This window comes from Streptomyces sp. NPDC052016 (assembly GCF_044548445.1).
In the GTDB taxonomy this organism is placed as follows: domain Bacteria; phylum Actinomycetota; class Actinomycetes; order Streptomycetales; family Streptomycetaceae; genus Streptomyces.
Genome location: NZ_JBIUBX010000020.1, coordinates 85,937 through 110,341, shown reverse-complemented (window position 1 = coordinate 110,341; position 24,405 = coordinate 85,937). Strand labels below are relative to the sequence as shown.

Genomic DNA, 24,405 nt, shown 5'->3' with positions numbered 1-24,405 from the left:
TCCTGAGCCTCGACTTCTGCGTGGGGACCGGCGGCACCCCGCCGGGAATCGGACCGGCGGCACCCGCCGGGAATCGGACCGGCGTCGTGCGCCGGACAAGGCACCGGCGGCACCGCCGCCGGGAAGCGGACCGGCTCCGCCGGATCAGACCGGGATCGCCTCGATGATCGAGATCGGCGCGCTGGTGGGGACGGCCCTGGTGACCTTGAAGCCGGCCTTGGCGAACAGCTCGGTGTACTCAGCCAGCGTGCGGTCCTGGGCGCCGAGCATGAGCATCAGCCAGAGGTCGATGGTGTGGCCGAGGTGGCGCTCGTTGTTCTCGGGCAGCACGTATTCGATGACGAGCAGCTTGCCGTCGGGGCTGATCGCCTCGCGCGCGTTGCGCAGGGCCGTCACGGCGTCGGCCTCGGAGAAGTCGTGGATGATGTGCTTGAACAGGTAGGCGTCACCGCCCGAGGGCAGCTTGTCGAGGTAGCCGCCGTGCTCGATCGTGAGCCGGTCCGCGACGCCGGCCGCCTCGAAGAGCGCGGGCGAGTCCACGGTCGCGACCTCGGAGTCGTACAGCACGCCCTTGACGTTCGGCGACTGCTTGAGGATGCCCGCGAGGAGATGGCCGCGGCCGGCGACGACGTCCACGACCGTCTGGAACCCGGAGAAGTCGTAGGCGGCCAGGATCGGGTCGGTCTCCGACTCGGAGATCTTGCCGAACGCGTGGAAGAACACGGCCGCGTACTCGGGGTTGGCGTGGAAGAAGTCCAGCGCGCCCATGCCGCGCAGCTTCGGCAGGTTGGGCTCGCCGGTCTCCACGGTGGTGAGCAGGTGGCCCCACTCCTCGTGCAGCAGGGGGTGGCTCATCAGCAGGGCGAAGCCGCGCATCGAGTCCGGCGCGTCGTCGCGGAGCTTGTCGGACAGCGGCGTGTGCTCGTACCGGCCGTCCGGGCGGACCGCGAACACCCCGTGGCCGCAGAGCAGGCGCAGGATCCGGTGGGTCGCCCTGGGGTCGGATCCGACCCGCTCGGCGATGTCCTCCGCGGACAGCGGGCCGCCGGCGAGGACGTCCGCGATGCCGAGCCTGGCCGCGACGGAAATCGCCTGGGTGATCACGGCACCCTGAATAAGATCGAGCAGCGCATATGCGTCGGACTGGTCACGGACCTCGGGCAATGCGGACATGACTTTCCTCTCGGAGCGCCTTTTGTCGTGGATTCCAGACGATAGGTGGGCGCTTCTCGGACCCGCAACTCCCGAATTTTTGGAATTGTTGACCTGAACGTTCGACCGAAGAATCGGTGCGGTTGAACGGATGCACCTCCACCGGCGCTCGACCGGGAATCCGGCCCCTCTTGTCAGGTTGTTCCGGCCTCAGATACACCCCGAGAAGGAGCAGGCGGAATGGCGGACAAGGGACAGCAGGTGGCGCTGATCACCGGCGGAACGAGCGGAATCGGCCTGGCCATCGCCGAGAACCTCGCGGGCCAGGGTCTCAGAGTATTCCTCTGCGCGCGGAACCCCGAGACCGTCCGGGAGACGGTCGAAAAGCTCCGGGCGGACGGCCACGACGTCGACGGCCTGGCCGCCGACGTCCGGAAGCCGGACGACGTCGACCGCCTCGTCGGCACGGTCGTCGAGCGGTACGGGCGGGTGGACGTTCTGGTCAACAACGCCGGCCGCAGCGGTGGCGGTACGACCGCGGAGATCGCGGACGAGCTCTGGTACGACGTGATCGACACCAACCTCAACAGCGTCTTCCTGATGACCCGCGCGGTGCTCAGGGCGGGGAAGCCGGTCGAGCGCGGCTGGGGCCGGATCATCAACATCGCCTCCACCGGCGGCAAGCAGGGCGTGGTGCTCGGCGCCCCCTACTCGGCGTCCAAGCACGGTGTCGTCGGCTTCACCAAGGCGCTCGGGCTGGAGCTCGCGAAGACGGGCGTCACGGTCAACGCCGTCTGCCCCGGCTATGTGGAGACCCCGATGGCGCAGCGGGTGCGGCAGGGTTACGCCGCCCACTTCGACACGACCGAGGCGGAGATCCTCGAGCGTTTCGAGGCCAAGATCCCGCTCGGCCGCTACTCCACCCCCGAGGAGGTGGCCGGCCTCGTCGCCTACCTGGTCTCCGACGCGGCGGCGCCCGTGACCGCGCAGGCGATCAACGTCTGCGGTGGCCTCGGGAACTACTGACCGCACCCCACGGACACGCGAGGAGACCGACGTTGCCGCACGACACCCCCGCCCCGGTGGATTTCTGGTTCGACCCGACCTGCCCCTGGGCGTGGCTGACCTCCCGCTGGATCCTCGAGGTCGCGCGGCGACGGCCCCTCGAGATCCGCTGGCATCTGATGAGCCTGACCGTGCTCAACGAGGGGCGCGCCGACCTGCCCGAGCGCTGGCACCGGGACCTGGCCCTGCGTCTGGAGCCGGTGCGGGTCTGCGCCGCCGCCGAGGAGGCGTACGGATCCGGGGTGCTGGGCCGGCTCTACACCGAGCTCGGCACCCGGTTCCACCTCGGGAAGGCGCCCAAGGAGCGGTCCACCTACGAGGCGGCCCTGGCCGCCTCGGGCCTCGATCCCGCCCTGGCCGACGCGGCCGGGTCCGACGCGTTCGACGCCGCGGTGCGCGCGTCGCACGACGACGGCATCGGCCGCGTCGGCACCGATGTGGGCACTCCCGTCCTCGCGGTGGGCGACGTCGCGTTCTTCGGTCCCGTGGTGACACCGACCCCGCGCGGCGAGGCCGCGGTGAGGCTCTGGGACGGTGTTCTCGCCGTGGCCGGGACCGACGGGTTCTTCGAACTCAAGCGCACCCGTACCCGCGATCCGCTCTTCACCTGAGATCCGCGGTCAACGTCGTGACGCGACCACGGGGGCGGTCCAGTTGTCGCTCAGCCAGGTCTCCAGGGAGACGAGGTCCGGCCTGCTCCGGCGGAGTTCCGGCAGGTCGGCGTGGTAACCGTCCCGCTCGAACCAGTCGAACATGTTGGCGAGGTCCGGACGGGCCGCGCGCAGCGGCTCGATGGGCAGTTGCTGGAAGCGGGTCGGGACGCCGGACACCGCCTCGAACGCGGCGGCCATCTGCGGTCCGGTCAGGTCGTCGCCGGCGATCTCGACCACCCTGCCGATCCAGGCGTCCGGGTGGTCGAAGGCGTCCGCGGCGAACGCGCCGATGTCGCTGGTCGCGATGAGCTGCACCGAGGTCCGAGGGTCCAGCCACATGGACAGGACGAGCTCGCCCTCCACCGGGCGCGGGGCGATGTCGAGGAGGATGTCGTGGAACATGACCGGCCGCAGCACCGTCGTCGGCAGATCGAGCGTCCGCAGATGCCGCTCGACCCTCAGCTTGCTCTCGAAGTGCGGGACACGGGTGTCCCGGTCCGCGCCGCCGACCGAGCTGTAGACGAAGTGCCCCACCCCGGCCCGGACCGCGGCGTCGGCCACCGCCCTGCCCTGCCGTTCCTCGGCCTCGACCCCGCCGGGGCCCCGGAACGTCTGGACGCTGAACACGCCGTGGACGTCCTTCATCGCCGCCAGGAGCGAGGCCTCGTCGTCCATGTCACCGCGGACCAGGACCGCGCCCGCCTCCTCGAGCGCCCGCGCCTCCTCCTTGCCCGGGTCGCGGACCAGGGCGTGCACGGTCCGCCCGCGCCTGAGCAGTTCGCGGGCCACCGCCCCGCCCTGCCGGCCGGTGCCGCCCAGCACCAGGATCGTTCCTTCAACCGCCACTGTCTGTCTCCCTGTCTTGTGCCCGCCGGGTTCCCGCCCGGCACGGCGATCGGATGTGATGGCCGCGACCGGCCGCGGTGCGCGTCGGAGTCAGGCCGCCGTCATCACCTTGAGCTGGAGCAGCGAGTTGACGAAGTCGACGAGCTCCCGGGCGGTGTTGATCCCGCCGACCTCCTCCTCGCAGAGCTCGATGCCGTAGTCCCGCTCGATCCTGCTGTGCGTCTCGAGCAGCGCGAGGGAGTCGTACCCCAGCTCCTCGAAGGGACGGTCGGGCGCCTGCTCGAGCGGCAGCGCGTCCTCGGCCTCGCCCGCGCACTGGCGCATGATGGTCTGGAGGTCGCTGATCGTTATCTGCAACAAGGCCGTTCCTCTTCCTCTGTTGTGGCGTTCCGCGCTACCACGGAACGGGTCCGTCGTCCGCCAGGCACGCGCCCGACGGGCCGGCCTCGTCCAGCAGGGCGAGCCGGACCGCGATCACCGCTCCTTCGGCGGGTGTCCGGTGACCGCGGTGGTGGTTGATGTCCGTGGCCACCACTCCGGGGAGGGCGGCGTTGACCTTGATGGGGGTCCCGCGCAGCTCTTTCGCGTACGCGACCGTGACCGCGTTCAGGGCGGTCTTCGAGGACTGGTAGGCGATCATGTTGACGCCCGCCAGCGGGGAGCCCGGATCCGAGTTCAGGGTCAGCGAGCCCACGTGGCTGGACAGGTTGACGACGCGGCCGGCCGGGGAGCGGCGCAGCAGCGGCAGCATCGCGTGGGTCACGGTGACCACGCCGAAGACGTTGGTCTCGTAGACCTCCCGCAGGTCGGCGGCGGTCGCCTCACCGGGCGCCCCGGTGAAGCGGCCCGCGATGCCGGCGTTGTTCACCAGGATGTCCAGGCGTCCGTAGCGCCGTTCGATCTCTCGGGCGGCCTCGGCGACGCAGGCCGGGTCGGTCACGTCGAGCCGCAGCGGCAGCGCCGTGACGCCGCCGGCGGCCAGGGCGTCGGCGGCCTGCTTGCCGAGGACCTCGTCCCGCGCGCCGACGAGGACGACGATCCCCCGCTCGCCGAGCTGGCGCGCGACGGCGAATCCGATGCCCTTGTTGGCGCCCGTGACGAGCGCGATCCTCTCCATCGGCACGTCTTTTCCTTTCGTCATGGGCGTTCCGATTCCGGCGCGCCGACGAATTACTCACGTATTCAAAGTAGTAAGACCCGAACTCCGGAGGCACCTCCTACATTGCCGTGCATTGCTCCGCGTTCAAGCGTTCAAATGCGCGTTCAAGCGGGCTCGATCCACAGTTGAACGCCCGACCGGCGCGCGCATTCCCGCGCATTGCCGTCGAACATGGCGCTGGGTAGCTTCACAACGGCCAACCATTGCCACAGCGCAGAGGCCTGATGATGAAAACCAATGACGTCATAGTGGTCGGAGCCGGGCCCGTCGGCCTGATGCTGGCCGGAGAACTCCGCCTGCACGGCGTGGACGTGATCGTCTACGACAGGCTGCCCGCACCGACCGGGGAATCCCGTGCCCTCGGCTTCAACAGACGGGCCGCCGAGACCCTGGGACAGCGCGGGCTGCTCCCCCGGCTGGGCGAGTTCCGGTGGGGCCCGATGGGGCACTTCGGCGGGATCCGCTTCGACCTCGGCATGCTCGACGAGGATCACAGCGGCGTGCTGGGCCTGTCCCAGGCCAGGACCGAGGAGGCGCTGAGCGGCTGGCTGGCCGGGCTCGGGGTCCCGGTGCGCCGCGGCCACGAGGTGACCGCGCTGCGCGAGACCCCCGAGGGCGTCGTGGTCTCCTTCGCCGGCCCCGACGGCCCCGGCGAGGAGACCGCGGCCTACGTGGTCGGCTGCGACGGCGCGGGGAGCACCGTGCGCGCGCTGGCCGGCATACCGGCTCCCGGCTGGGAGGCGACCCGGGGCATGTACACCGCGGAGATCACCGGCGTCGCCCCGCGGCCCCGGCCCATCGGGGAGCGCCTTCCCGGCGGCAGCATGGTGGTGTGCACGCCCCTGGGCGGCGGCCGCTTCCGCATCGTCATCCACGACCCGGCCCTGCCCGCGCGCCCGGACCCGGGGTCCCTGACGTTCGATCAGGTCGCCGCCGCGTGGCGGCGGTTGACCGGTGAGTCCATCGACACGGCGGAGCCCCACTGGCTGTGGGCCTGCGGCAACTCGGCCGCGCTGGCCGAGGAGTACCGGCGCGGCCGGGTGCTCCTGGCCGGCGACGCCGCGCACGAGATACCCCCGCTGGCGGCGTGGGGGCTCAGCGCCGGGCTCCAGGACGCCGCGAACCTGGGCTGGAAGCTGGCGGCGACCGTCAAGGGGTGGGCGCCGGAGGGCCTGCTGGACACGTACCACGCCGAACGCCACCCGGTCGGCCGCGCGTTGATCCGCAACGCCCGGGCGGCGGCGAAGATCTACCTCGGCGAGGCGGCCATGGACCCGGTCCGCGAGGTCATGGGCGAGTTGCTGGCCCACAAGGCGGCGGCGGAGCAGGTCGCCGGGATCGTGAGCGGCCTCGGCATCCGCTACGACGTCGGCAAGGGCGACCACCCGCTCCTCGGTCTGCGCATGCCGCCCCACCACGAACTCACCCTCACCGACGGCACCCGCACCCGCGTCGCCGACCTCCTCCACACCGGACACGGCCTGCTCATCACCACCGACCCCGCCCTCGCACACCCCGCCCACGACCTCACCGACCGCCTCCACATCGCCACCGGCACCTGGACCACCGACCCCGACCCCGCACTCCACGCGGTCCTCGTCCGCCCCGACGGCTACGTCGCCTGGACCTCACCCGGCACCACCGACGACCTCACCACAGCCCTCGACCGCTGGTTCGGCACCGCGAACGCCCCCCAGCCCGCCGGCCGGTGACCGGCCACATCGACGGAACCCATCGGAAGAGGAGCATGCACATGGCCAGGGATGTGATCGTCGTCGGCGCGGGCCCGGTCGGCCTGATGACGGCGGGCGAACTCAAGCTCCGCGGCGTGGACGTCGTCGTCTACGAGCGGCTTCCCGCCCCGCCGCGGGAGTCGCGCGGCGCCAGCTTCACCCGACGCACCGCCGAGTGCTTCGACCAGCGGGGCCTGCTCGGACGCCTCGGTGAGACCGAGCCCGCCGACAGCCACTTCGGCGGGGTGCCGATCGATCTCGGCATGCTGGCGGAGAACCACTACGGGCACCGGGGGATCTCCCAGTTCCGCACCGAGCGGATGCTGGAGGGCTGGGTGACCGAACTCGGTGTGCCGATCCTGCGCGGCTACGAGGTGACCGGCTACGACGAGAGCCCCGACGGCGTCGTGGTGACCCTCGACGGACCCGACGGACCCGGCGAGGACAGCGCCGGCTACCTGGTCGGCTGCGACGGCGGCCGCAGCTCCGTCCGCAAACTCGCCGGGATCGGCTTCCCCGGCTCCGAGGGCCGGCGCGGCTTCCTCACCGCCGACGTCACCGGGATCGACACCCGTAAGCGGCGCATCGGCGAGAACCTGCCGGGCGGCAGCATGGTCATGGCGATGGACCTGGAGAACGGCGTCACCCGGGTCGTCGTCCACGAGGCCGGGACCCCGCCGCGCGACCGCGACTCCCTCACCTACACCGACCTCGCCGACGCCTGGCAGCGGCTCACTGGCGAGTCCATCCACCACGGGCAGTGCCGCTGGATCAGCTGTTTCACCGACGCCTCACGGGCCGCAGCCGCCTACCGGCGCGGCCGGGTGTTCCTGGCCGGCGACGCCGCGCACGTGCAGCCCCCGGCCATGGCACAGGGACTGAGCGTGGGCGTCCAGGACGCGGTGAACCTCGGCTGGAAGCTGGCCGCGACGGTCAACGGGTGGGCGCCCGAGGGTTTGCTGGACACCTACCACGCCGAACGCCACCCCATCGGCAGGCAGTTGGCGCGCAACGCCCGCGCGGCGATCGAACTGCGGCTCACCGGCGAGGACATGGACCCGGTCCGCGCCGTCATGGCCGAGCTGGTCTCCCACCAGGACGCCGCCGAGCACCTGGCCGGCATGCTGAGCGGCCTCGGCATCCGCTACGACGTCGGCAAGGGCGACCACCCGCTCCTCGGTCTGCGCATGCCGCCCCACCACGAACTCACCCTCACCGACGGCACCCGCACCCGCGTCGCCGACCTCCTCCACACCGGACACGGCCTGCTCATCACCACCGACCCCGCCCTCGCACACCCCGCCCACGACCTCACCGACCGCCTCCACATCGCCACCGGCACCTGGACCACCGACCCCGACCCCGCACTCCACGCGGTCCTCGTCCGCCCCGACGGCTACGTCGCCTGGACCTCACCCGGCACCACCGACGACCTCACCACAGCCCTCGACCGCTGGTTCGGCACCGCGAACGCCCGCCCCTCCTGAGATCCAGCCGCCCTCGACCGGGGTTCCGGGGCGCCCCGGCAGACTGCCGGAGCCTGTCCCCGTGCCGACCCGGCGCCGGGCGGGATCTACGACACCGTAACCATGAAGGAGCTGGTGGAATGGCTGGCAGTGAACGGGATCAGGTGAGCGGCAAGCCCCATGTGGTCGTCGTCGGGGGCGGGGTCGCGGGACTGGCGGCGGCGTTCCATCTGCGGAACGAGCCGGTCCGGGTGACGCTCCTGGAGGGATCGTCCCGGGTCGGCGGGAAGCTGTCGGTCTCCGAGGTGGCGGGTGTCGCGGTCGACGAGGGCGCCGAGTCGCTGTACGCCAACCGCCGCAAGACCACCGGGCTGATCAAGGACGCCGGGCTCGGTGACCGGATCATGCCGGCGGGCGTCACCGCGTCGGCGATCTGGACCAGGGCCGAGATCCGGCAGCAGCCCGACCGCCAGTTCATGGGCGTGCCCTGCGACATGGACGACCTCGCCAGGTCCGGCGTGCTGTCCGCGGCAGGGCTCGACCGGGCGCGGCAGGACCTCACGCTGCCCTCGTTCGACCGGGACGGCGACGTCTCGGTCGCGGCGTACGTCGGAGGGCGGCTCGGCCAGGAGGTCGTGGACCGCCTCGTCGACCCGTTCCTCGCCGGTGTGTTCTCCGGCCGCGCCGAGGACCTGTCGTTCGAGGCCACGCTGACCCCGCTGGCCATGGCGTCCCGCGACCACGTCTCGCTGGCGGACGCGGCGGGCTCGCTGACGCCGCGGCTCGCGGAGGGGGAGAAGCCGCCGCCCGTGAGCGTCGCGACCCTCGAGGGCGGGTTCGGTTCGCTGCCTCCCGTGCTCGTGCGGGAGGTTCTGGCCGCCGCTCCGGACGCGTCGATCCGCACCGGGGCACCCGTCCGGGAGCTCGCGCGCGGCGCGGGCGGCTGGCGGCTGACCGTGGGCCCGGTCACCGACCCGGAGTACATCGACGCGGACGCCGTCGTCGTCGCCGTTCCGGCCGGCCCCGCGAGCAGCCTGCTCGCCGGGGTGCCCGGGACCGCCTCCGCCGTGTCGGCGCTCGCCGAGGTGCCGTACTCGAGCGTGGCGATGGTCACGCTCGCCTACCCCCGCGCGGCGTTCCCCGGCGGGCTCTCCGGCCGGGGGTACGCCGCCTACCGGGTGCCCGCGGTGGAGGGGAAGGCGGTCAAGGAGGTCACGTTCACGACCGTGAAGTGGCCGCACCTGGCGGGCGAGGTGGAGATCGTCCGCTGCTCGCTCGGGCGGTTCGGCGAGGAGCACCTGCTGCGGCGCGACGACGCCGATCTCGTCGCGCTGGCGGCGGCCGAACTCGCCGAGGCCACCGGGGTGACCGGCGGGCCGGTGGCGACCCGGGTGAGCCGCTGGAACGACGCCCTGCCGCAGTACACCGTCGGCCACCTGGACCGGGTGCGGCGGATCCGCGAGGCGGTGGCGTCCCAGCCCGGACTCGCGGTGTGCGGCGCCCTGTACGACGGCGTGGGCGTCGGTGTCTGCATGGCCACCGCGCGCAAGGCCGCGGACCAGGTCCTCGCCTGGCTGAAGAAGGACGCCGCCGCCCGTTCGGTCGCGGTCGGGGTCTGAGCGGCCCGGCCGGGGCGGCTTTCGTCGCGGACACAGAGAAGTGGGGGGGGGGGGGGGGGGGGGGCGGGGGCCGCCGGGCGGGGGGGGGGGGGGGGGGGGGGGGGGGGGGGGTGGGGGCCCCCCCCCCCCGGGCGGGGCCCCCCCCCCCCCCGCCCCCCCCCCACTTCTCGTTCCCCGTCGCGGGGTCAGCGCTCCAGGAGGGCGGCGAACACCTCCGCCAGGACCTGCTCGGGGTCCTCGCTGCCGTCCGTGCTGCGCCAGGCGACGTGCTGGTCGGGGCGCACCACGAGCGCGCCAGCGTCCGTGATCTCCCGGACGGCCTCCCACCCGCCGTCCACGTCGGCGAACTCGGCGCCGGCGCCGATGCGGGACGTGACGATCGGGACCGCGAACTTGTCCGCCACCCGCGCGGCCGCCTCGCACCACGGCGTCCCCTCCGGTCCGGTGATCAGCGCGAAGCCGGTCGTGCCGGTGAGGTCGAGCGTGGACAGGCGGCGGCCGTCGCGGGTGATCCAGGCGTGCGGCAGCCGGTGCCCGGGGCGGGACGTCGGCCGGTGCTCGTTGCGCATGGGGACGCGGGCCGGCGGCTCGCTGCCGTCGGGGACGAGCGCGCCCGCCTCGTAGTGGAAGCCGACCTCCATGTCGAGCGACTGGCATCCGCCGCGGTGGGTGTGGAAGATCTCCAGGGCGCGCGCCCGCACCGTGTCGCCGAGCGGGGACGGGTCGAAGTACGCCTCGAGCCGCTGCCTGCGGCGCCCCGCCGGGATGTTGTGGCCGGCGCCGACGGCGTCGATGACCGCCTGGTGGTGGGTGGCGGCGGACACCGCCCAGTCGACGTTCTCCCGGCCCACGGGACGGCGCTCGGCCTCGTAGGTGTCGATCAGGCTGTCGGGCGCGCGGCCGCTCAGCACCGCGGCCAGCTTCCAGGCGAGGTTGTGCGCGTCCTGGATGCCGGTGTTGAGGCCGAGTCCGACGGCGGGCGGCTGACGGTGCGCGGCGTCACCGGCGATCAGGACCCGGCCGACCCGGTAGCGGTCGGCGAGGTGGGCGTGCACGATCCAGTCCGTCACCTTGTGCACGGTCACGTCCAGGTCCGGCAGGCGCAGCAGCTCACGGATCCTGGGGACGACCGTCTCGGTGTCCCAGCGGCCGGGCGGGCCGGGGGCGAAGTGCAGACCCCACTGCTCGCAGGCCTTCCCCCAGCTCGGTCCCATCTCGATGAGGTTGCTGGAGAGGTCGGGGTCCTCCGGGCTGAGGAAGTGCGTGATGAGCGTGCCCTCCTCCCACCACTGCGACAGGTCGGCGGAGAAGTACACGGTCGTGGTGTTGACCAGCCCGGGCGGGCCCTGCATCTCGATGCCGACCGCGGGTCCGACCATGCGGCCGCCGTCGGCGCCGATGAGGTACTGCGCCCGGACCGTGGTGAGCTCACCGGTCTCGGTGTTCCGCACCTCGGCGACGACGTGGTCGCCCTCGTCGGAGAAGGTGGTCACCTCGTGGTGGAAGAGGATCCGCCCGGGATTGCGCTGTTCCGCGTGGCGGCGCAGGATCGGCTCCAGCCACATCTGCGGCAGCTTGGCGGGCAGGACGGGCCCCACCGCCTCGTAGCTCTCCCGCAGCGCACCGCCGCCGAAGGCGTCCATCTCGTGGATCAGGCGCCGGTCCAGCGGCCCGTCACCCGCGAGCGTGGTCTGCCAGCGGACCTTGCCGAACATCTCCAGCGGCGCCGCCTCCGCGAGCACGTCCTCGGCGACTCCGTGCTGCCGGAAGATCTCCATCGTGCGCTGGTTGAGGTAATGCGCCTTCGGAATTCTCGACGTGTCCGGATGCCGCTCCACCAGCAGATGATCGACACCCTGGTCCGACAGGAAGACGGAGGCGGACAGGCCGCATCCGCCGCCGCCCACGATCAGGACCGGAACCTCGATTGCTCCCATGTTCGCCCTTCCAGAATCGGCAGATGCCTTGCCCGCGCAGCCTGGCAAGGCGCTCTGCAGCGCCGGTCAAGAACGACTGGACTCCGTCCCGCGCCGGCCGGTCACGCGGGTGACCGGCCGGCGCGGGCCGTGCGGGCCCGGTGCCGAGGGGGTCAGCCGAGCCAGGCGCCGTCGCGCATGAGGCCGCGTCCCGCCAGCTCGTTCGCCTCCCGCCAGGCCTGGACCCGCCGGGGCCGGATCCGGAAGTACTGGTAGTCCTCGTCGAGCTTGCGCGGGTCGAACCCGGTCTTGGCCGCGAAGGCGTCCCCGGCCTCCGGGCCGAGCTCGTCGATGTCCACCGGCTCCGCGACACCGTCGATCATCACGACGTCGCGCGTCGGTCCGAGACCGAGGCGCACCCGGCCGTCCGCCAGCAGATTGCGGCCGGTGACCGAGGCGCGTGGCGTCGAGACGACGATCGCGGCTCCGTCCCAGAGGTACGAGAGCGGGATGAGGTGGACACCGCCCGAGGCGCCCGACGTCGCGACCCAGAGGTCGACGTCGTTCTCCAGCCTCGCGCGGGTGTCCCGCAGCCTCTCCTCCAGTCCACGCGGTGGCACGTCCGTCACGGTTCCTCCATCGATGTCAGGGAGAGTCCCCGTCCGGGGCGTCTCCGTCGGTTGTCGGCCGGGCCACGGAAACCGTGGCCGCCACGGCCGCCAGCGCTCTGACGGCCTCGCGCACACCGATCATGTCGTGTGCGCGGTGCGTCACGAAGCGCACGTGTCCGTTCGGCAGCGGCAGGGCGCGCACCCCCTGGCCGGCGAGGCGGTCGGCGCACTCGCCCGGGGTCAGCCCGGCGATCCGCGCCATGACCATGTTGGTCGGCCGCGGCGGGCGCATCAGCTCGACGCCGGGCACCGACGCGAACCCGGAGGCGAGCGCCGCTGCCGTCTCGTGGTCGGCGGCCAGCTCGGACAGACGGTCCAGCGCGACCAGCGCGGGCGCCGCGACGACTCCCGCCTGGTGCAGGGAGCCGCCCAGCAGGCCCCTCAGCTCGCGGGCGCGCGCGACGTGGTCGCGTGACCCGCACAGCAGCCCGCCGACCGGCGCGCCGAGCCCTTTGGAGACCGAGAAGGTCACGGTGTCCGCGGGCTCCGCCAGCTCCGCGAGGGGCACCCCGAGCGCCACGGCCGCGTTCGCGAGGCGGGCGCCGTCGAGGTGGAAGTGCGCGCCGTACCGGTGGGCCAGCGCGGCCACGGCGCGCGTCGCCGCGGCGTCGAGGGCGTTGCCGGAGCGCATCATGCTCGTGTTCTCGAGACAGACCACGGTCGGCGCGCCCGCCGCGGTGGAGAGCAGCGCGGCCAGGGCGTCGAGGTCGGGCAGGCCGTCGGGGCGCTGCTCCACCGGCAGCAGCTGCACCCCGCCGAAACGGCGCAGGCCCTCGGCCTCGAGGAACGCCATGTGCGTGTCGGCGCCGGCGATCAGCCGCGGCGCGGGCGATCCCGGCGGACCGGACGCGGCGAGCGGCGCGAGCAGGTTCGCCATCGTGCCGGTGGGGGTGAGCAGCGCGGCCTCGGTGCCGAGCAGCGCGGCGACCCGTTCCTCGAGGAGGGCGACCGTGGGGTCGTCGCCGTACACGTCGTCGCCGACCTCCGCCGCGGCCGCCGCCGCGCGCATCCGCGCGTCCGGCACCGTGCGGGTGTCGCTGCGGAAGTCGAGCCGGGGGGAAACGGCCGGTGCCATGGCCGCCTACCTTCCCCGCCGGTGGGCCACCCAGACGGCGCGGGGCCTGGTGTAGCCCTCCACCGCGTGGATTCCCAGCTCCCGGCCGTACCCGGACCGGCCGAGGCCGCCGACGCTGACCGTCTCCTCGGTGTCGCCCCAGGTGTTGACCCACACCATGCCGGCGCGCAGGGCGCTGCTGAAGCGCTCGACCCGGTCGGCGTCCGACGTCCAGACCGAGGCGGACAGGCCGTACGCGGTGTCGTGGGCGAGCGCCAGGGCTTCGGCGTCGGTGTCGAACGACGCGACGGCCAGCACCGGGGCGAAGATCTCCTCGCGCCAGGCCCGGCCGTCGGCCGGCGCGCCGTCCACGACGACCGGGTGGACGAAGAACCCGCCGTCGAGGTCGTGCCGTACCGCGGAGCGGCCGGGTGGCAGGATCACCTCCGCGCCCCGCGCCGCCGCCTCCTCGACCACCGCGGCCGCGCGGTCGGCGGCCGCCCGGCTGATCAGCGGGCCGAGATCGGTGCCCGCGTCCTGCGGCCGGCCGACCCGCAGGGCGGCGGCCAGTTCGGCCACGCGGCCGACGAAATCGTCGTGCACGGCCCGGTCCACGACCAGGCGTGTCCCGGCCACGCACATTTGGCCGGAGTTGCCGGTGAAGCCCGTGACGACCGCCCGCGCGGCCGCGTCGAGGTCTGCGTCGCGGAAGACCACCACCGGGCTCTTGCCGCCCAGCTCCAGCGAGACGGGCTTGAGGCCGTCGGCGCAGCGCCGCGCGACCTCGCGCCCCGCCGCCGTCGAGCCGGTGAAGGACACCATGCCGACGGCCGGGTGGTCGCAGAGCAGCCGGCCGGTCCCGGCGCCGCCGTACACGGCGGTGAGCACGCCCCCGGGCAGGACCTCGGCGGCGCGGCCGACGAGGCGGCGGATCGAGAGCGGCGTCTCGGGCGCCGGCTTGACGACGACGGTGTTGCCGTACGCGAGCGCCGCGGCGATCTTCCACACGGCCAGCAGGAGCGGGTAGTTGTTCGGGGCGATCGCCGCGCACACCCCGACCGGCACCCGGTCGGTGTAGGTGCGCATGCCGGGGGCGGCCGGATGGGTCTCCCCCACCGGGTACCGGGCCGACGCCGCGAACCAGTCGACCACCTGGGCGGCGAAGTCCACCTCCCCGAGGGCGCGTGCCGTGGGCTTGCCCGCGTTGCGCCGCTCCAGCGCCGCGAACTCGTCGCGGTCGTCGCGCAGCAGGTTCGCGAGCTCGCGCAGGAGACCGGCCCGGTGGGCCGGCGAGGTGCCGGCCCAGACCTCCCGGAACGCCTCGTCCGCCCGGGCCACGGCGTCGGCGACACCGGCCTCGTCGGTGTCCGGCACACGCGTGACGACCCGACCGGTGGACGGATCGAGAACCGTCCGCCCCACCGAGCCCCCATCCTCCGACAGCCACCCACGGTCCCGCTCGGCGACCGCATGCGCGGCGGGCGAGACGGCCGTCCCCGGCAGCCGCCCGACGGCACGGTCCGCGACCGCATCCACGACAGGCCGACCCGGCGAGACGGCCGTGCCCGGCAGCCGCCCGACGGCATCTCCGGCGGCCGGGCCGCTGACCGCCCGCCCCGCCGACCCTGCGGCCTCCGGCAACCCCCTGTCAGCACCGCCGGTGGGAGCCGGATCCAGCCCCGACCGGCCCACCACACCATCACCGGCACCCGGCCCCGGGACCAGCCGATCCACCGGACCCTCCGCACCCGGCAACCGCCCGACGGCACGCCCGGCGGCCGCATCCACGCCGGGCTGACCCGGCGGGACGGCCGGGTCCGGCAGCGGTCCGACGGCGTGTCCGGTGGCGTGTCCGGCGGACGGGGCGCTGAGTGCCGGGGTCGCCGGGTTGCCGGCCTCCGGCAGCCGTCCGGCGGTTCCGGCCGTGGTCGGCCGGGGTGGCGCGTCGGTCGGGGTCGGGAGGTGGGTGGGGGTGTGGGTGAGGGGCGGTCGGTGCGGGGCGGTCATCCCAGCACCTCGGCGTGGCCGGCGAGGCGGAGACCGGCGTCGATCTCGGCGACCAGGGCGAGGAAGTGCTCCCGGCCCATGCCCGTTCCCGCGCTGCCGAGCAGTCTGAGGTCGTAGCCGTCGGGATGCTGCCACCAGGCGTCGCAGGCGCCGAACTCGGCGCTGAGGTGGCCGAGGTGCAGCGGGCGGCCGTCGAGGTCGTGGAGTTCCTCGGTGGCGGGGTGCTTGTCCCGCTCGGGCGGGAACGCGAGGCGCCCGCCACCGGTGCGCTGCGCCGTGAGGCGCAGTTCGCCGCCCGCGGCGGAGGCGTAGACGACGTCCAGCTCGCGGACGGCGGAGCCGTCGCCGAACGTCGCGGCGCTGTCGGCGTGGAACGCACCGGCCGACACCGGCACCCCCTGCCCGGTGAGGAAGGCGGTGACCTCGCCCGACGGGATCCAGTCGCCCTCGTGCTCCCGCCCCTGCCGGTGGAAGCGGAAGACGCCGGTGGGCACGGACACCATCTCGGCCGGGTGCCTGGCCCAGTAGCTCAGTTCGGAGAACGGGGTGGCCAGGATCCTCGGCAGCGCCTCCGGCACGGCCGGCCGCAGCGCGGCGAAGAGCGCGACGATCTCCTCGCCGGTGAACTCCCCCTCCAGCACCGAGAGTTCGACCGTGGTCCGGCCCAGCCGGGCGCTGCCGGCCCGGTGGCCGAGGTAGTCGGTCCCGAGCCAGACCACCCGGCCCTCGCCGATCTCGTACGGCCGGGTCTCGCTGCCCCACAGGCAGGGGTGGTCCGCGGCGGGGAAGGCCCAGTCGTACAGGAACTGCTTGAGGCGCAGCCGCCGTCCGCCGCCGGAGATCTCGGTGCGGTAGCCGGACGGATTGGCGTCGCTCCACGGGCTGCGGCCCACGGCGTCCACGCGCCCGGGGGGAGCCTCGCGGCGGATCGTGCCGACGACGGCGTCGCAGCCCTCGGGCAGCTCGGACGGCCGCCACACCACGAAGTTGCACCAGTCCTGGGCCGGTTCCTCCGCGATCACGGGGGGCACCGGATCAAGGCCGGCCGCGCTGTCCAGGATCTGCCAGCGCCACCGGGGGACGGAACTGCTCACCATGACTCCTCGGGTCGGTTCTGAGCTCCGCGAGGTGGTCGAGCCAGGCGGAGGTCGATGCAAGGAACATCCATTCGCCGACGCCCAGTTCCGCCCGGAGCGCGGCCGGCAGCGGCGGCAGCCCGAAGGGGGTGCCGAGCCCGTCGGCGAGCTCCGCGAGCTGCCGGACGTATCCGGGGTCGGTGGGGGTCGGGAAGCCCTGTTTGGGGCGGTGCCGCACCGAGTCGGGCAGCAGGTCGGCGAGCGCCTCCTTGAGCAGCCCCTTGTGGCTGGTGCCGGGCTCGCCGGAGTCCTTCAGGTGCTCGGGGCAGCGGAAGGCCAGCTCGGCGAGGGCGACGTCCTGGAAGACGGGCCGGTCCTCCAGGGTGAAGGTCGCCGACGTGGCGTCCACCATGTCGTTGACGTAGACCAGGAAGCGCCGCAGCAGGTGGTGCCTGCCGCGTTTGAGCGGGGACGCCGTCTTGATCGCCCGGTACTCGTCCAGGGTGCGCTCCCAGACCAGGTCGGTCACCGCCGTCATGTCGACGCCGAGTTCGCGCGCCATCCAGGTGACGAGCCGCGCCCAGACCGGCCGCTCGTCGGAGTACAGCTGGTTCGTCAGGTAGTGGCGCCCGTGGATGTATGTGGGGGCGAAGGGGTCGACGACGGGGAAGTAGCGGCCGGCCTGGTATCCCCAGAGCTCGTCGGCCCCGTGGCCCGAGTAGACGACCACGTTCCGGTCGCGGGCGATGGCGCCGTAGAGGTGGTGCATCGCCAGCTCGGCTCCGTGCAGCAGCGGCCGCATCAGCCGGGTGGGCAGGACCGGTACGAGTTCGGCGGCGCGGTGGCGGTCGAGGTCGCAGACGGTCAGCGGCACGCCGAGCCGGTCGGCGGCCTCGGCGGCGTGGACGACGTCGTCGCCCGAGCCGCCGATGCCGTCCTGGTAGCGCAGGACGTACCCCTCGACGGGCACGCCCGCCGCGGTCAGGCCCGCCACGGTCGCCGTGCTGTCCACGCCGCCGCTGAGCACCGCCGCCCGCGGGACGTCGGACACGGCCCGCTCGGCGATCGCCCGGTCGAAGGCGGCCCTGATCTCCTCGGGGCCCACCACGCCGTCGACCGGCGTGGGCTGCCAGTAGCGGTGGGCGCGCGTACGGGGCCGGTCGATCACCAGGTACTCGGCGGGCTGCAGCGCCCTGACACCGCGCAGCCAGGTCCGGTCGTCGGCCGCGTCCATCCGGATCCAGGAGCGCAGGACGTACTCCTCGGGGTCCACCTCGGGCGTCACCAGGCCGGTGCGCAGCAGCACCCCCGCCTCCGAGGCGAAGAGGAGCCCGCCGTGGGCGTGGGCGTAGAACAGCGGCTTCACGCCGAAGTGGTCGCGGGCGAGGACCACGCGGCCGGTCCAGGTGTCGTGCCAGGCGAGCGCGAACATGCCGGACAAGGGCCGCAGCGCGTCCGCGGGGTCCTCCTCGCGGCAGACCTGCTGCAGCACGAACTCGGTGTCGCAGGTCGTGCGGCGGGGCCACAGCGGTGGCTTGGGCGAACGCGAGCCGTAGACCTCGCCGTTGTGCACCAGGACGACCCGCCCGGTGGGGTCGGTCATCGGCTGGTCGCCCGCCTCGGTGCGGTCGCGGATCGCAAGGCGCGTCGCGCACAGCATGACGGTGCCGCACGGCGAGACGTACGGGGCGCAGGCGCCCTCGCCCCGGTGCGCCATGGCGTCGGTCATCGTCCGGCCGAGCGCGTCCATCCAGTCGGGATCGCGCCGGCCCTCGAAGCTGATGAAGCCCGCTATGCCGCACATGCGCCGGCCTCCGGTTCCCTCCACACCCGCCACAGCTCCGCGAGGGCCTCGGCGAAGACGTACTCGATGCCGTGGTGTCCGCCCTCGTGCTCCCGGTGGAGGTGGGGGACGCCGTGCGCGTCGAGGGCCGCGTGCAGGGCGCGGACGCCCCAGTGCATGCCGTAGTCGTCGCGTTCGCCGACGCTGAGGTGGAGCAGGCCGAGTCCGGCGAGCCGGCCGGCGTGGGCGGGGAGCATCCGCACCGGGTCGTGGGTGAGCCAGCGCTGCCACACGTCGTCGCGGAACAGACCCGTGCGCGGGTCGCACGGCAGCGCGTCCGACGGGGTGGTCCGGGGGTCGTCGGCGTAGCACATGCCCATGGCGACGATGCTCATCGCCACCATGAAGGGCACGTCGTGCGGGCCGCTGTCCCGGCGGGCCAGCAGCCCCTCGACGCCGCCGGCCGCCCTGACGGTGTCGAGCGCGGCGGGGAGCAGCGGCAGGTAGCAGTGCTCGAACCCGGCGTCGGGCGAGAAGGCGATCACCGCCCCGAACAGCTCGGACGTCATGCCCGCGACCAGTGCGCCGTAGCCGCCGCTGGACTTCCCGGCGACGGCGCGCCACGCCGGTTCGGGCCGGGTCGCGAACCGCCGGTCCACCTCCGCGACGACCTCGGCGAGGTAGGAGGCGTACCGGCCGGAGGCGGCGGAGTCGAGGTACTGGGAGCCGCCGTAGGCGGTCGTGCAGTCCGGCACGGCGAGCAGCGCGGGCGGCACCCGGCCGTCCGCCATCGCGCGGCGGAGGCGGTCGGCGACGGATCCGCCGAAGGCGAGGGCCCGGCCGGCGAGGCCGGGGTGGGCGCCGAATCCCGGCAGCCAGTACACGACCGGGAACCGGCGGACGCCGTCGTACCCCGGTGGCAGGTGCACCTCGATGCGGCGGTGGTGCGGGTCGCCCAGCGGGTTGCCGCGCAGGCAGGCGCTGTCGTGGTCGATCAGGACCGCTGCGGGGGCGTCGTTCACGGTCCGCTCGCCTCCCGCAGGGCGCGTTCCACGTGGCGTGTGTAGAACGAGGGGTGGTGGAAGACCGCGGAGAGCAGGACGCCGTCGCTGGCCCACAGGCCGAAGCTGCTGCCGAACAGCAGGTCGGCGTCGAGCATGGCCTCCAGCGTGCTCGCCGCCATCTCGGTCCAGCCCTCGCCGCCGGCGAGGTGGCTGCGGGCCGGCCCCGCGCCGAGCCGCGTCACGCGGGCCGCCACCGGGTCGAGCAGGTAGGAGGTCTCGGACCCGTCGTCCTCGTACAGCGAGACGACGTGCCGTCCGGCGCCGTCGTCCAGGGCCCGGTACCAGTAGTCGGTCGCGACCAGCCGGTCCAGCAGCTCGCGGAGCATGTCCTCGCAGCCGCGGGTCTGGCGGCCGTACCGGTCGAGGGAGGCGTCGAACGGCGGGACCGGTGTGTCCGGGTCGAGGGTCACCTCGGAGTAGACCTGGTCGAAGTCGTACGCGCCCGGCGGCACCGGCCCGTCGGCGAGGGCGGCCTTGCCGTCCGCCACCTCGATCACCTGGCCGGGGCCCCACAGCAGGCCGTCGCGGCCCAGCTCGTCCAGGCGCCGCAGGGCCTGGGTCGGGGTGAAGGGGAAGATCGTCCGGTTGCACCAGGAGTAGTCGCGCTCGCCGTCGCCGCTGATGCGCCAGCCGAACGAGGAGGGAACCGTCAGGGCCGCGGGGATCGACTCGACGTACCGGTCGAAGTTCGCGACGGCGCGGGCGCGGGCCGCGTCCGGGTCGGTCAGCGGGCGGCGCTCGGTGAGCACGCCGGGCGGCGAGATGCTGTGCGCGGGCACGAACACGGCGTCGAGCCGTGGCGCGTCGTCGCGGCGGAAGGCGGCCACGGTCGCCTCGTGCAGGAGCGCGTCCCCGCACAGCATGACGGCCGCGTCGGCCGTCTCCACCAGCACGCTCATCTCGGGGAACGACACGGCTGAGGGGAACGTCCGCAGGGTCGCCCCGCCCAGGGTGATCGTGTCGCCCGGCGTCACCGGGTGCAGCCGCTCGAAGCCGAAGCGACGGAGCGTCCAGGCGATCGCCTGGTGCCCGAGCCCGGAGGCGGTCAGCTGCGGCGGCACGGGGCCCGCGGGGTACACGCAGGTGACCCCGGAGCTCTGGCGGGGGCTGTCGTCGAAGTCCACGTCGGCGCCGTCGACGAGGCGCAGCAGCGAGGGGAAGTGGTGGTGGTCGAAGTGGTGGTGGCTGAGCACCACGTAGTCGACGCCCTCGTCGAGCACCTCCCGGACCAGGTCGTCCGGCAGCGGCGGGTGGTGCTCCCAGAAGCGGTCCAGGCGCTGGGTGAGCCACGGGTCGAAGAGGATCCGCTCCGTCCCCGTCTCGACGAGGACCGCGGCGTGGCCGAGCGATGTCAGACGCATCAGTCGGTCACCTCGTACACGCAGCGGAAACCGACCTCGTTGTGCCGGTCGGTGATCAGGTCCTTGCCGCGGTAGAACGTGGTCAGGCAGGTCGGCGGCGACGTCCAGGTGCCCCCGCGCAGGACGTGGAAGGCCTCCTTGCGGTTCATGAAGTCCAGCGGGTGGCGCCCCTTGAAGAAGGGGTCCATGTCCTCGCCGGTGTAGAAGTTGGTCCGGGTCAGCTCCCAGACGTTCCCCGACATCTGCAGGACGCCGTACGGGCTGGCGCCCTGCGGGAGGGCGTCCGCGGGCAGCACGGGGTGGGCGGGGTTGTCCCCCTGGGAGATGGTGACGAGCAGCGCCTCGAGGGAGTCGAGGTCGGCGACGGACTCGCCGAACGACCGCTCGACGTAGTTCACGCGATCGGGGTCCCAGTCCTCGCCCCACGGGTAGCGGCGGCCGTCCACGCCGCGCGCGGCCTTCTCCCACTGGACCTCGCTGGGCAGCGAGCCGCCGGCCCACTTCGCGAAGGCGTAGGCGTCGTACCAGTCGACGCCGACGACCGGGAGGTCGGGTGCGTTGAAGCGGGGGTCGTGCCAGTGGGCGGGGCGGTGCGACCGCTCGAGCGGCTGGTCGGGGTGGTCGAACTCACCGGAGTCGCCGACTTCGTCGAGGAACTCCCGGTAGCGCGCGTTGGTCACGGTGGTGCGGTCGATGAGGAACGCGGGCACGTCCACGGCGCGCAGCGTGGTGTCGTCCTGCGCCATGCGGAAGGCGTCGGGCTGCGCGTCGGCGCCGATGATCGCGGGGCCGCCCGGCACCAGGACGACGTCGGTGGTGCGCCGGGGGCGCTTGCGCGCGGTCTCGATCCGCGCCCGCATGTCCGTGAAGTACTCGTCCTCGAGCCGGCGCAGTTCGGCGGGGTCGCGGGTGCCGAAGACGGCGATGAGGGCGCGCTTGGTGAGCGCCGCGCCGCAGCCGACGGGCTTGCGCGCCCAGTCGGGCCGGGTGAAGTTGCTGGGCCAGCCGGAGATGCGGATGAGGTCGGGCACGGCGGCGGCGATCCGGTGCTCCGCGATGACCTTGAGCGCGGTGAACGCGACCCAGTCGACCGTGTCGTGCGTCGCGGCGGCCACGGCGGCGTCGGCGGCGGGGTCGCCCGCGTGCCGGGCGGCCAGCAGCCGTACCGCGCCGGCGCGCACCGGCCACTCCGGATGCGCGACCACGAGGCTCGCCAGCAACGGCACCCCGTCGGCGGTGCGGCCCTTCTCCTCGGCCAGGCCGACGACGCGCTCCACCGATGCCCAGTAGCGGTCGTCGGTGGAGTCGTCGATCACCAGCATGTCGGAGGGAATGTCGATGACTTGTGAAACGCGATTTCCTACCATCTCAACCTCTCTCGGACGACGAGCCGCCCGCACGGAATGCGATTCCGTACGGGCGGCGCATTTCGCTGGTCAGCGGATCACCACTTGCTGGTCTCCTGCTGAGCGTCACGGGTCTCGATAAAGTCACGGTCGGTCATTCGTAACTCCCTCCGTCGTATCTGTTTTTTATGCGGCCGAATGGCCTCACGGTCCGGAAGCATACGCACGGCACGGAAAAGGCGGCAACGGCCACGGATCGCGGACGTTGAACACGGGCATTCGGCGGCGTGTGCCGGTAGGTTCCCTTGGTTCCGACGTCGGCGATCCATCGGGAGAGGGAGAAAAGAATGGTTGACAGCGATTCCCGCGCCCTGCGGGAGAACGGGTTCGTGCGGCTCCCCGCGCTCGCGACCGGCGACACGCTCGCCCGGCTCCGGAGGGCGGTGGGCCGACTGGAGGAGCTGGCCCGCGACCGTACGGCCTCGACCGGGGACTTCGTCCTGGAGGCGCCCGGAATCGGCGGCTGGTCGGCCTGGCAGCAGGGGGCCGGCGCCCTGACGGGGGTGCTCCGGTCGGCCGAGCGCATCCACGTGCACGTCCCCGAGTTCGACGCCGTGCAGGGGGCGCTCGGCCTGGCCGAGGGGCCGGTCGCCCGGGCCGTCGGCGCACCGGGCACCCTGGTCAACGCCTTCCTGTGGGCCAAGCCGCCCGTGGTGGGCTCGGCGAAGCCCTGGCATCAGGACATGGCCTTCGCGCCCCCCGGCTTCGGCACGGAGGAGCACGGCATCGTGACGATCTGGGTGGCGCTGGAGCCCGCCACCCCGCGCAACGGCTGCCTGGAGTTCATCCCCGGCTCCCACCTGCTCGGGCTGTTCCCGCACACCGGGGACCGTGAGCGCCTTCCGGGCGAGCCGCCGCTGGAGCGGGCGGTCGAGCCGCACGTCGCGGACGAGGACCTGCCGCGCGCGGCGGCACCGGTCGCGGTGCCCCTCGAGGCCGGTTCGGCCGTCATGTTCGACGGCATGGTGCTGCACCGCTCGGCGCCCAACACGACGGCGGCGGAGCCACGCACCGCCGTCAGCTTCGTCTACAAGGTGCCGCTGCCGTCCTGGACGCGGCGGGAGCCGGCCGCCGCCCGCCGGTGACGTTCGACCGCGGCAGGTCGGCGGTTGAACGGCGTGTTCAGGAGCGGGCCCCGCGGTCGAGGGCGTAGAAGCCGGTGCCGTCGAGGTGGCGGATCGTGTTCAGGTCGCGCTGCACGACCTCCTCGAGGTCGTGCAGCAGCGTCACGATGACCGGGTAGGTGAGGTCGTCGACCGTCCGTCGGATCTCCTGGCCCGGTTTCACCAGGGTCGCCAGGGTGTGGAAGCTCTCCAGCCCCTCGATCTCCTCGATGCCCCGGTACTCGCTGAGCACGCCCTCCACCGGCGAGACCATGCCGGCGATGGCGCAGTACCGCCGCACCTCGTACGGGACGCCGGCGCGGGCGTGGAACCGCTCGGGACGTGTGTAGGCGTCGACGGTCCACTCCAGCTGGGACTCGCCGATGCCGAGCCCGGCGCTGGCCGGGATGCCGCCGCCGGCGATCCGGGCGCCCACCTCGACCAGGCACGGCCCGGCCGGGGTCATCCGGATCTCCAGGTGCGCCGGGCCGTGCCGGATGCCCAGGGCGTCCAGGACCCGGAACGCGTAGTCGGTGAGGGGCCGCACGACCCGGCTCCCCGAGTCGATCAGCGAGAGGGCGTCGCAGAGGTCGACGATCCCGTTGGCGCTGACGCGGCTGGTCCGCCAGACGTCGCACACGTGGTGGCGGCCGTCCCGGCTGACGGTGTTCACCATGTACTCGGTGCCGGGGAGGTACTCCTGCGCCACGGCCCCGTTGTTGGGCTGGGAGAAGACGTCGTCGGCATCGGCCAGCGACCGGAAGGCCGCGACCGACTCCTCGGGTGTGTCGCAGAAGGAGACTCCCTGGCTGCCCGCGCTGCGCGGCGGCTTGACGACGACGCGTCCGCCCAGTTCGCGGTGCCAGGCGGCGAGCTCGTCCGCGTCGGTGGCCCACAACTGCCGGGCCGCGCGCAGCCCGGCGGCGCGCACGGTCTCGACCATGAGGTGTTTGTCGCGCCGCGCGGCGCTGAGGGCGGTTCCGTTGCCGGGCAGGCCGAGTCGCTCCGCGAGCAGGTCCGCGAACTCCACCCCGACCTCGCCCCCCGAGACGACCGCGACCGGCGCGAACGCCGCGACCGCGTCGGCCGTGGCCGCCAGGTCGCCGTCGTGAATGATGTCGGCGACGAAGTCGTCGGGAACGAAAGGCGCCGACCGGTAGACGAACGGAACGTCCCGAGTGCTCTGCACACGGACGACGGAGCACCCTTGCTCCCGGAATTCCAGAACGAGTGAACGGACCGCGGCGTAGGCATCGACCATCACGATGCAC

General features: G+C 73.4%; 20 protein-coding genes. 6 read left to right on the top strand and 14 right to left on the bottom strand.

What is annotated here, in order from left to right; genetic code table 11:
* Positions 1-144 precede the first annotated feature (144 nt).
* Positions 145-1,173 carry a methyltransferase gene (locus ACIHAR_RS24810; protein ID WP_365462231.1) on the bottom strand — a complete coding sequence of 343 codons (1,029 nt, stop codon included), beginning with the start codon at positions 1,171-1,173 and terminating at the stop codon, positions 145-147.
* Between the two features lie 219 nt (positions 1,174-1,392).
* Here ACIHAR_RS24810 and fabG point away from each other — a divergent pair, with 219 nt between their 5' ends.
* Both fabG and ACIHAR_RS24800 read left to right on the top strand, forming a co-directional pair.
* Complete coding sequence (gene fabG, locus ACIHAR_RS24805) at positions 1,393-2,178, top strand: 3-oxoacyl-ACP reductase FabG (protein WP_365462229.1); 786 nt, start codon at positions 1,393-1,395, stop codon at positions 2,176-2,178.
* Positions 2,179-2,210: 32 nt separating this feature from the next.
* The gene (locus tag ACIHAR_RS24800; RefSeq protein WP_365462227.1) at positions 2,211-2,828 is read left to right on the top strand and encodes a DsbA family protein; all 618 of its coding nucleotides are present in this window, start codon (positions 2,211-2,213) and stop codon (positions 2,826-2,828) included.
* A gap of 9 nt (positions 2,829-2,837) precedes the next feature.
* Here the strand turns inward: ACIHAR_RS24800 and ACIHAR_RS24795 are convergent, their stop codons facing one another.
* The 3 genes from ACIHAR_RS24795 to ACIHAR_RS24785 all read right to left on the bottom strand — a co-directional run bounded on the left by ACIHAR_RS24795 (position 2,838) and on the right by ACIHAR_RS24785 (position 4,857).
* On the bottom strand, positions 2,838-3,716 hold the full coding sequence (locus ACIHAR_RS24795; protein ID WP_365462225.1) for an NmrA/HSCARG family protein: 879 nt from the start codon (positions 3,714-3,716) through the stop codon (positions 2,838-2,840).
* A 90-nt stretch (positions 3,717-3,806) separates the two neighbouring features.
* On the bottom strand, positions 3,807-4,076 hold the full coding sequence (locus ACIHAR_RS24790) for an acyl carrier protein (RefSeq protein WP_365462223.1): 270 nt from the start codon (positions 4,074-4,076) through the stop codon (positions 3,807-3,809).
* 34 nt (positions 4,077-4,110) lie between these two features.
* Positions 4,111-4,857 (bottom strand): SDR family oxidoreductase, encoded by a 747-nt coding sequence (locus tag ACIHAR_RS24785; protein WP_400021897.1) that lies wholly within the window; start codon positions 4,855-4,857, stop codon positions 4,111-4,113.
* Positions 4,858-5,102: 245 nt separating this feature from the next.
* Between ACIHAR_RS24785 and ACIHAR_RS24780 the strand changes: the two genes are divergently transcribed.
* From ACIHAR_RS24780 to hemG, 3 genes are all read left to right on the top strand, one after another.
* Complete coding sequence (locus ACIHAR_RS24780; protein ID WP_365462353.1) at positions 5,103-6,587, top strand: FAD-dependent monooxygenase; 1,485 nt, start codon at positions 5,103-5,105, stop codon at positions 6,585-6,587.
* A 41-nt stretch (positions 6,588-6,628) separates the two neighbouring features.
* Positions 6,629-8,095: an FAD-dependent monooxygenase gene (locus ACIHAR_RS24775; protein WP_400021895.1), complete on the top strand. Its 1,467-nt coding sequence runs from the start codon at positions 6,629-6,631 to the stop codon at positions 8,093-8,095.
* Between the two features lie 119 nt (positions 8,096-8,214).
* Positions 8,215-9,693 carry a protoporphyrinogen oxidase gene (hemG, locus tag ACIHAR_RS24770; RefSeq protein ID WP_365462217.1) on the top strand — a complete coding sequence of 493 codons (1,479 nt, stop codon included), beginning with the start codon at positions 8,215-8,217 and terminating at the stop codon, positions 9,691-9,693.
* A 185-nt stretch (positions 9,694-9,878) separates the two neighbouring features.
* Here hemG and ACIHAR_RS24765 read toward each other — a convergent pair whose 3' ends face one another.
* From ACIHAR_RS24765 to ACIHAR_RS24725, 9 genes are all read right to left on the bottom strand, one after another.
* Positions 9,879-11,630 carry an FAD-dependent monooxygenase gene (locus ACIHAR_RS24765; protein WP_400021893.1) on the bottom strand — a complete coding sequence of 584 codons (1,752 nt, stop codon included), beginning with the start codon at positions 11,628-11,630 and terminating at the stop codon, positions 9,879-9,881.
* A 152-nt stretch (positions 11,631-11,782) separates the two neighbouring features.
* Positions 11,783-12,238, bottom strand: a complete 456-nt coding sequence (locus tag ACIHAR_RS24760; protein ID WP_365462212.1) for a pyridoxamine 5'-phosphate oxidase family protein — start codon at positions 12,236-12,238, stop codon at positions 11,783-11,785.
* Between the two features lie 16 nt (positions 12,239-12,254).
* Positions 12,255-13,355 carry a threonine aldolase family protein gene (locus ACIHAR_RS24755; protein ID WP_400021890.1) on the bottom strand — a complete coding sequence of 367 codons (1,101 nt, stop codon included), beginning with the start codon at positions 13,353-13,355 and terminating at the stop codon, positions 12,255-12,257.
* A gap of 6 nt (positions 13,356-13,361) precedes the next feature.
* On the bottom strand, positions 13,362-15,341 hold the full coding sequence (locus ACIHAR_RS24750) for an aldehyde dehydrogenase family protein (protein ID WP_400021888.1): 1,980 nt from the start codon (positions 15,339-15,341) through the stop codon (positions 13,362-13,364).
* A complete protein-coding gene (locus ACIHAR_RS24745; RefSeq protein WP_400021886.1) occupies positions 15,338-16,438 on the bottom strand; it encodes a hypothetical protein in 1,101 nt (366 codons plus the stop codon). Before ACIHAR_RS24745 ends, ACIHAR_RS24750 begins: the two co-directional genes overlap by 4 nt.
* A complete protein-coding gene (locus ACIHAR_RS24740) occupies positions 16,377-18,221 on the bottom strand; it encodes an asparagine synthase-related protein (protein ID WP_365462204.1) in 1,845 nt (614 codons plus the stop codon). The genes ACIHAR_RS24745 and ACIHAR_RS24740 overlap by 62 nt, the downstream gene beginning before the upstream one ends.
* Positions 18,209-19,222 carry an alpha/beta hydrolase-fold protein gene (locus ACIHAR_RS24735; protein WP_400021884.1) on the bottom strand — a complete coding sequence of 338 codons (1,014 nt, stop codon included), beginning with the start codon at positions 19,220-19,222 and terminating at the stop codon, positions 18,209-18,211. The genes ACIHAR_RS24740 and ACIHAR_RS24735 overlap by 13 nt, the downstream gene beginning before the upstream one ends.
* Positions 19,219-20,625, bottom strand: a complete 1,407-nt coding sequence (locus tag ACIHAR_RS24730) for an MBL fold metallo-hydrolase (RefSeq protein WP_365462200.1) — start codon at positions 20,623-20,625, stop codon at positions 19,219-19,221. The genes ACIHAR_RS24735 and ACIHAR_RS24730 overlap by 4 nt, the downstream gene beginning before the upstream one ends.
* Positions 20,625-21,947, bottom strand: a complete 1,323-nt coding sequence (locus ACIHAR_RS24725) for a formylglycine-generating enzyme family protein (RefSeq protein ID WP_400021881.1) — start codon at positions 21,945-21,947, stop codon at positions 20,625-20,627. The genes ACIHAR_RS24730 and ACIHAR_RS24725 overlap by 1 nt, the downstream gene beginning before the upstream one ends.
* A gap of 371 nt (positions 21,948-22,318) precedes the next feature.
* Here ACIHAR_RS24725 and ACIHAR_RS24720 point away from each other — a divergent pair, with 371 nt between their 5' ends.
* Entirely contained in the window at positions 22,319-23,116 is a 798-nt protein-coding gene (locus ACIHAR_RS24720) for a phytanoyl-CoA dioxygenase family protein (RefSeq protein WP_400021880.1), read from the top strand.
* Positions 23,117-23,153: 37 nt separating this feature from the next.
* On the opposite strand, the gene ACIHAR_RS24715 is transcribed toward ACIHAR_RS24720, so the two are convergent.
* Positions 23,154-24,395, bottom strand: coding sequence for an ATP-grasp domain-containing protein (locus tag ACIHAR_RS24715; protein WP_400021976.1), 1,242 nt, complete (start codon positions 24,393-24,395; stop codon positions 23,154-23,156).
* Between the last annotated feature and the right edge of the window lie 10 nt (positions 24,396-24,405).

Coding starts and splice junctions, on each gene's coding strand:
- ACIHAR_RS24810 (WP_365462231.1), bottom strand. CDS start 1,173: ATGTCCGCATTGCCCGAGGTCCGTGACCAGTCCGACGCATATGCGCTG.
- fabG (WP_365462229.1), top strand. CDS start 1,393: ATGGCGGACAAGGGACAGCAGGTGGCGCTGATCACCGGCGGAACGAGC.
- ACIHAR_RS24785 (WP_400021897.1), bottom strand. CDS start 4,857: ATGACGAAAGGAAAAGACGTGCCGATGGAGAGGATCGCGCTCGTCACG.
- ACIHAR_RS24780 (WP_365462353.1), top strand. CDS start 5,103: ATGAAAACCAATGACGTCATAGTGGTCGGAGCCGGGCCCGTCGGCCTG.
- ACIHAR_RS24775 (WP_400021895.1), top strand. CDS start 6,629: ATGGCCAGGGATGTGATCGTCGTCGGCGCGGGCCCGGTCGGCCTGATG.
- hemG (WP_365462217.1), top strand. CDS start 8,215: ATGGCTGGCAGTGAACGGGATCAGGTGAGCGGCAAGCCCCATGTGGTC.
- ACIHAR_RS24765 (WP_400021893.1), bottom strand. CDS start 11,630: ATGGGAGCAATCGAGGTTCCGGTCCTGATCGTGGGCGGCGGCGGATGC.
- ACIHAR_RS24755 (WP_400021890.1), bottom strand. CDS start 13,355: ATGGCACCGGCCGTTTCCCCCCGGCTCGACTTCCGCAGCGACACCCGC.
- ACIHAR_RS24750 (WP_400021888.1), bottom strand. CDS start 15,341: ATGACCGCCCCGCACCGACCGCCCCTCACCCACACCCCCACCCACCTC.
- ACIHAR_RS24745 (WP_400021886.1), bottom strand. CDS start 16,438: ATGGTGAGCAGTTCCGTCCCCCGGTGGCGCTGGCAGATCCTGGACAGC.
- ACIHAR_RS24740 (WP_365462204.1), bottom strand. CDS start 18,221: ATGTGCGGCATAGCGGGCTTCATCAGCTTCGAGGGCCGGCGCGATCCC.
- ACIHAR_RS24730 (WP_365462200.1), bottom strand. CDS start 20,625: ATGCGTCTGACATCGCTCGGCCACGCCGCGGTCCTCGTCGAGACGGGG.
- ACIHAR_RS24725 (WP_400021881.1), bottom strand. CDS start 21,947: ATGCTGGTGATCGACGACTCCACCGACGACCGCTACTGGGCATCGGTG.
- ACIHAR_RS24720 (WP_400021880.1), top strand. CDS start 22,319: ATGGTTGACAGCGATTCCCGCGCCCTGCGGGAGAACGGGTTCGTGCGG.
- ACIHAR_RS24715 (WP_400021976.1), bottom strand. CDS start 24,395: ATGGTCGATGCCTACGCCGCGGTCCGTTCACTCGTTCTGGAATTCCGG.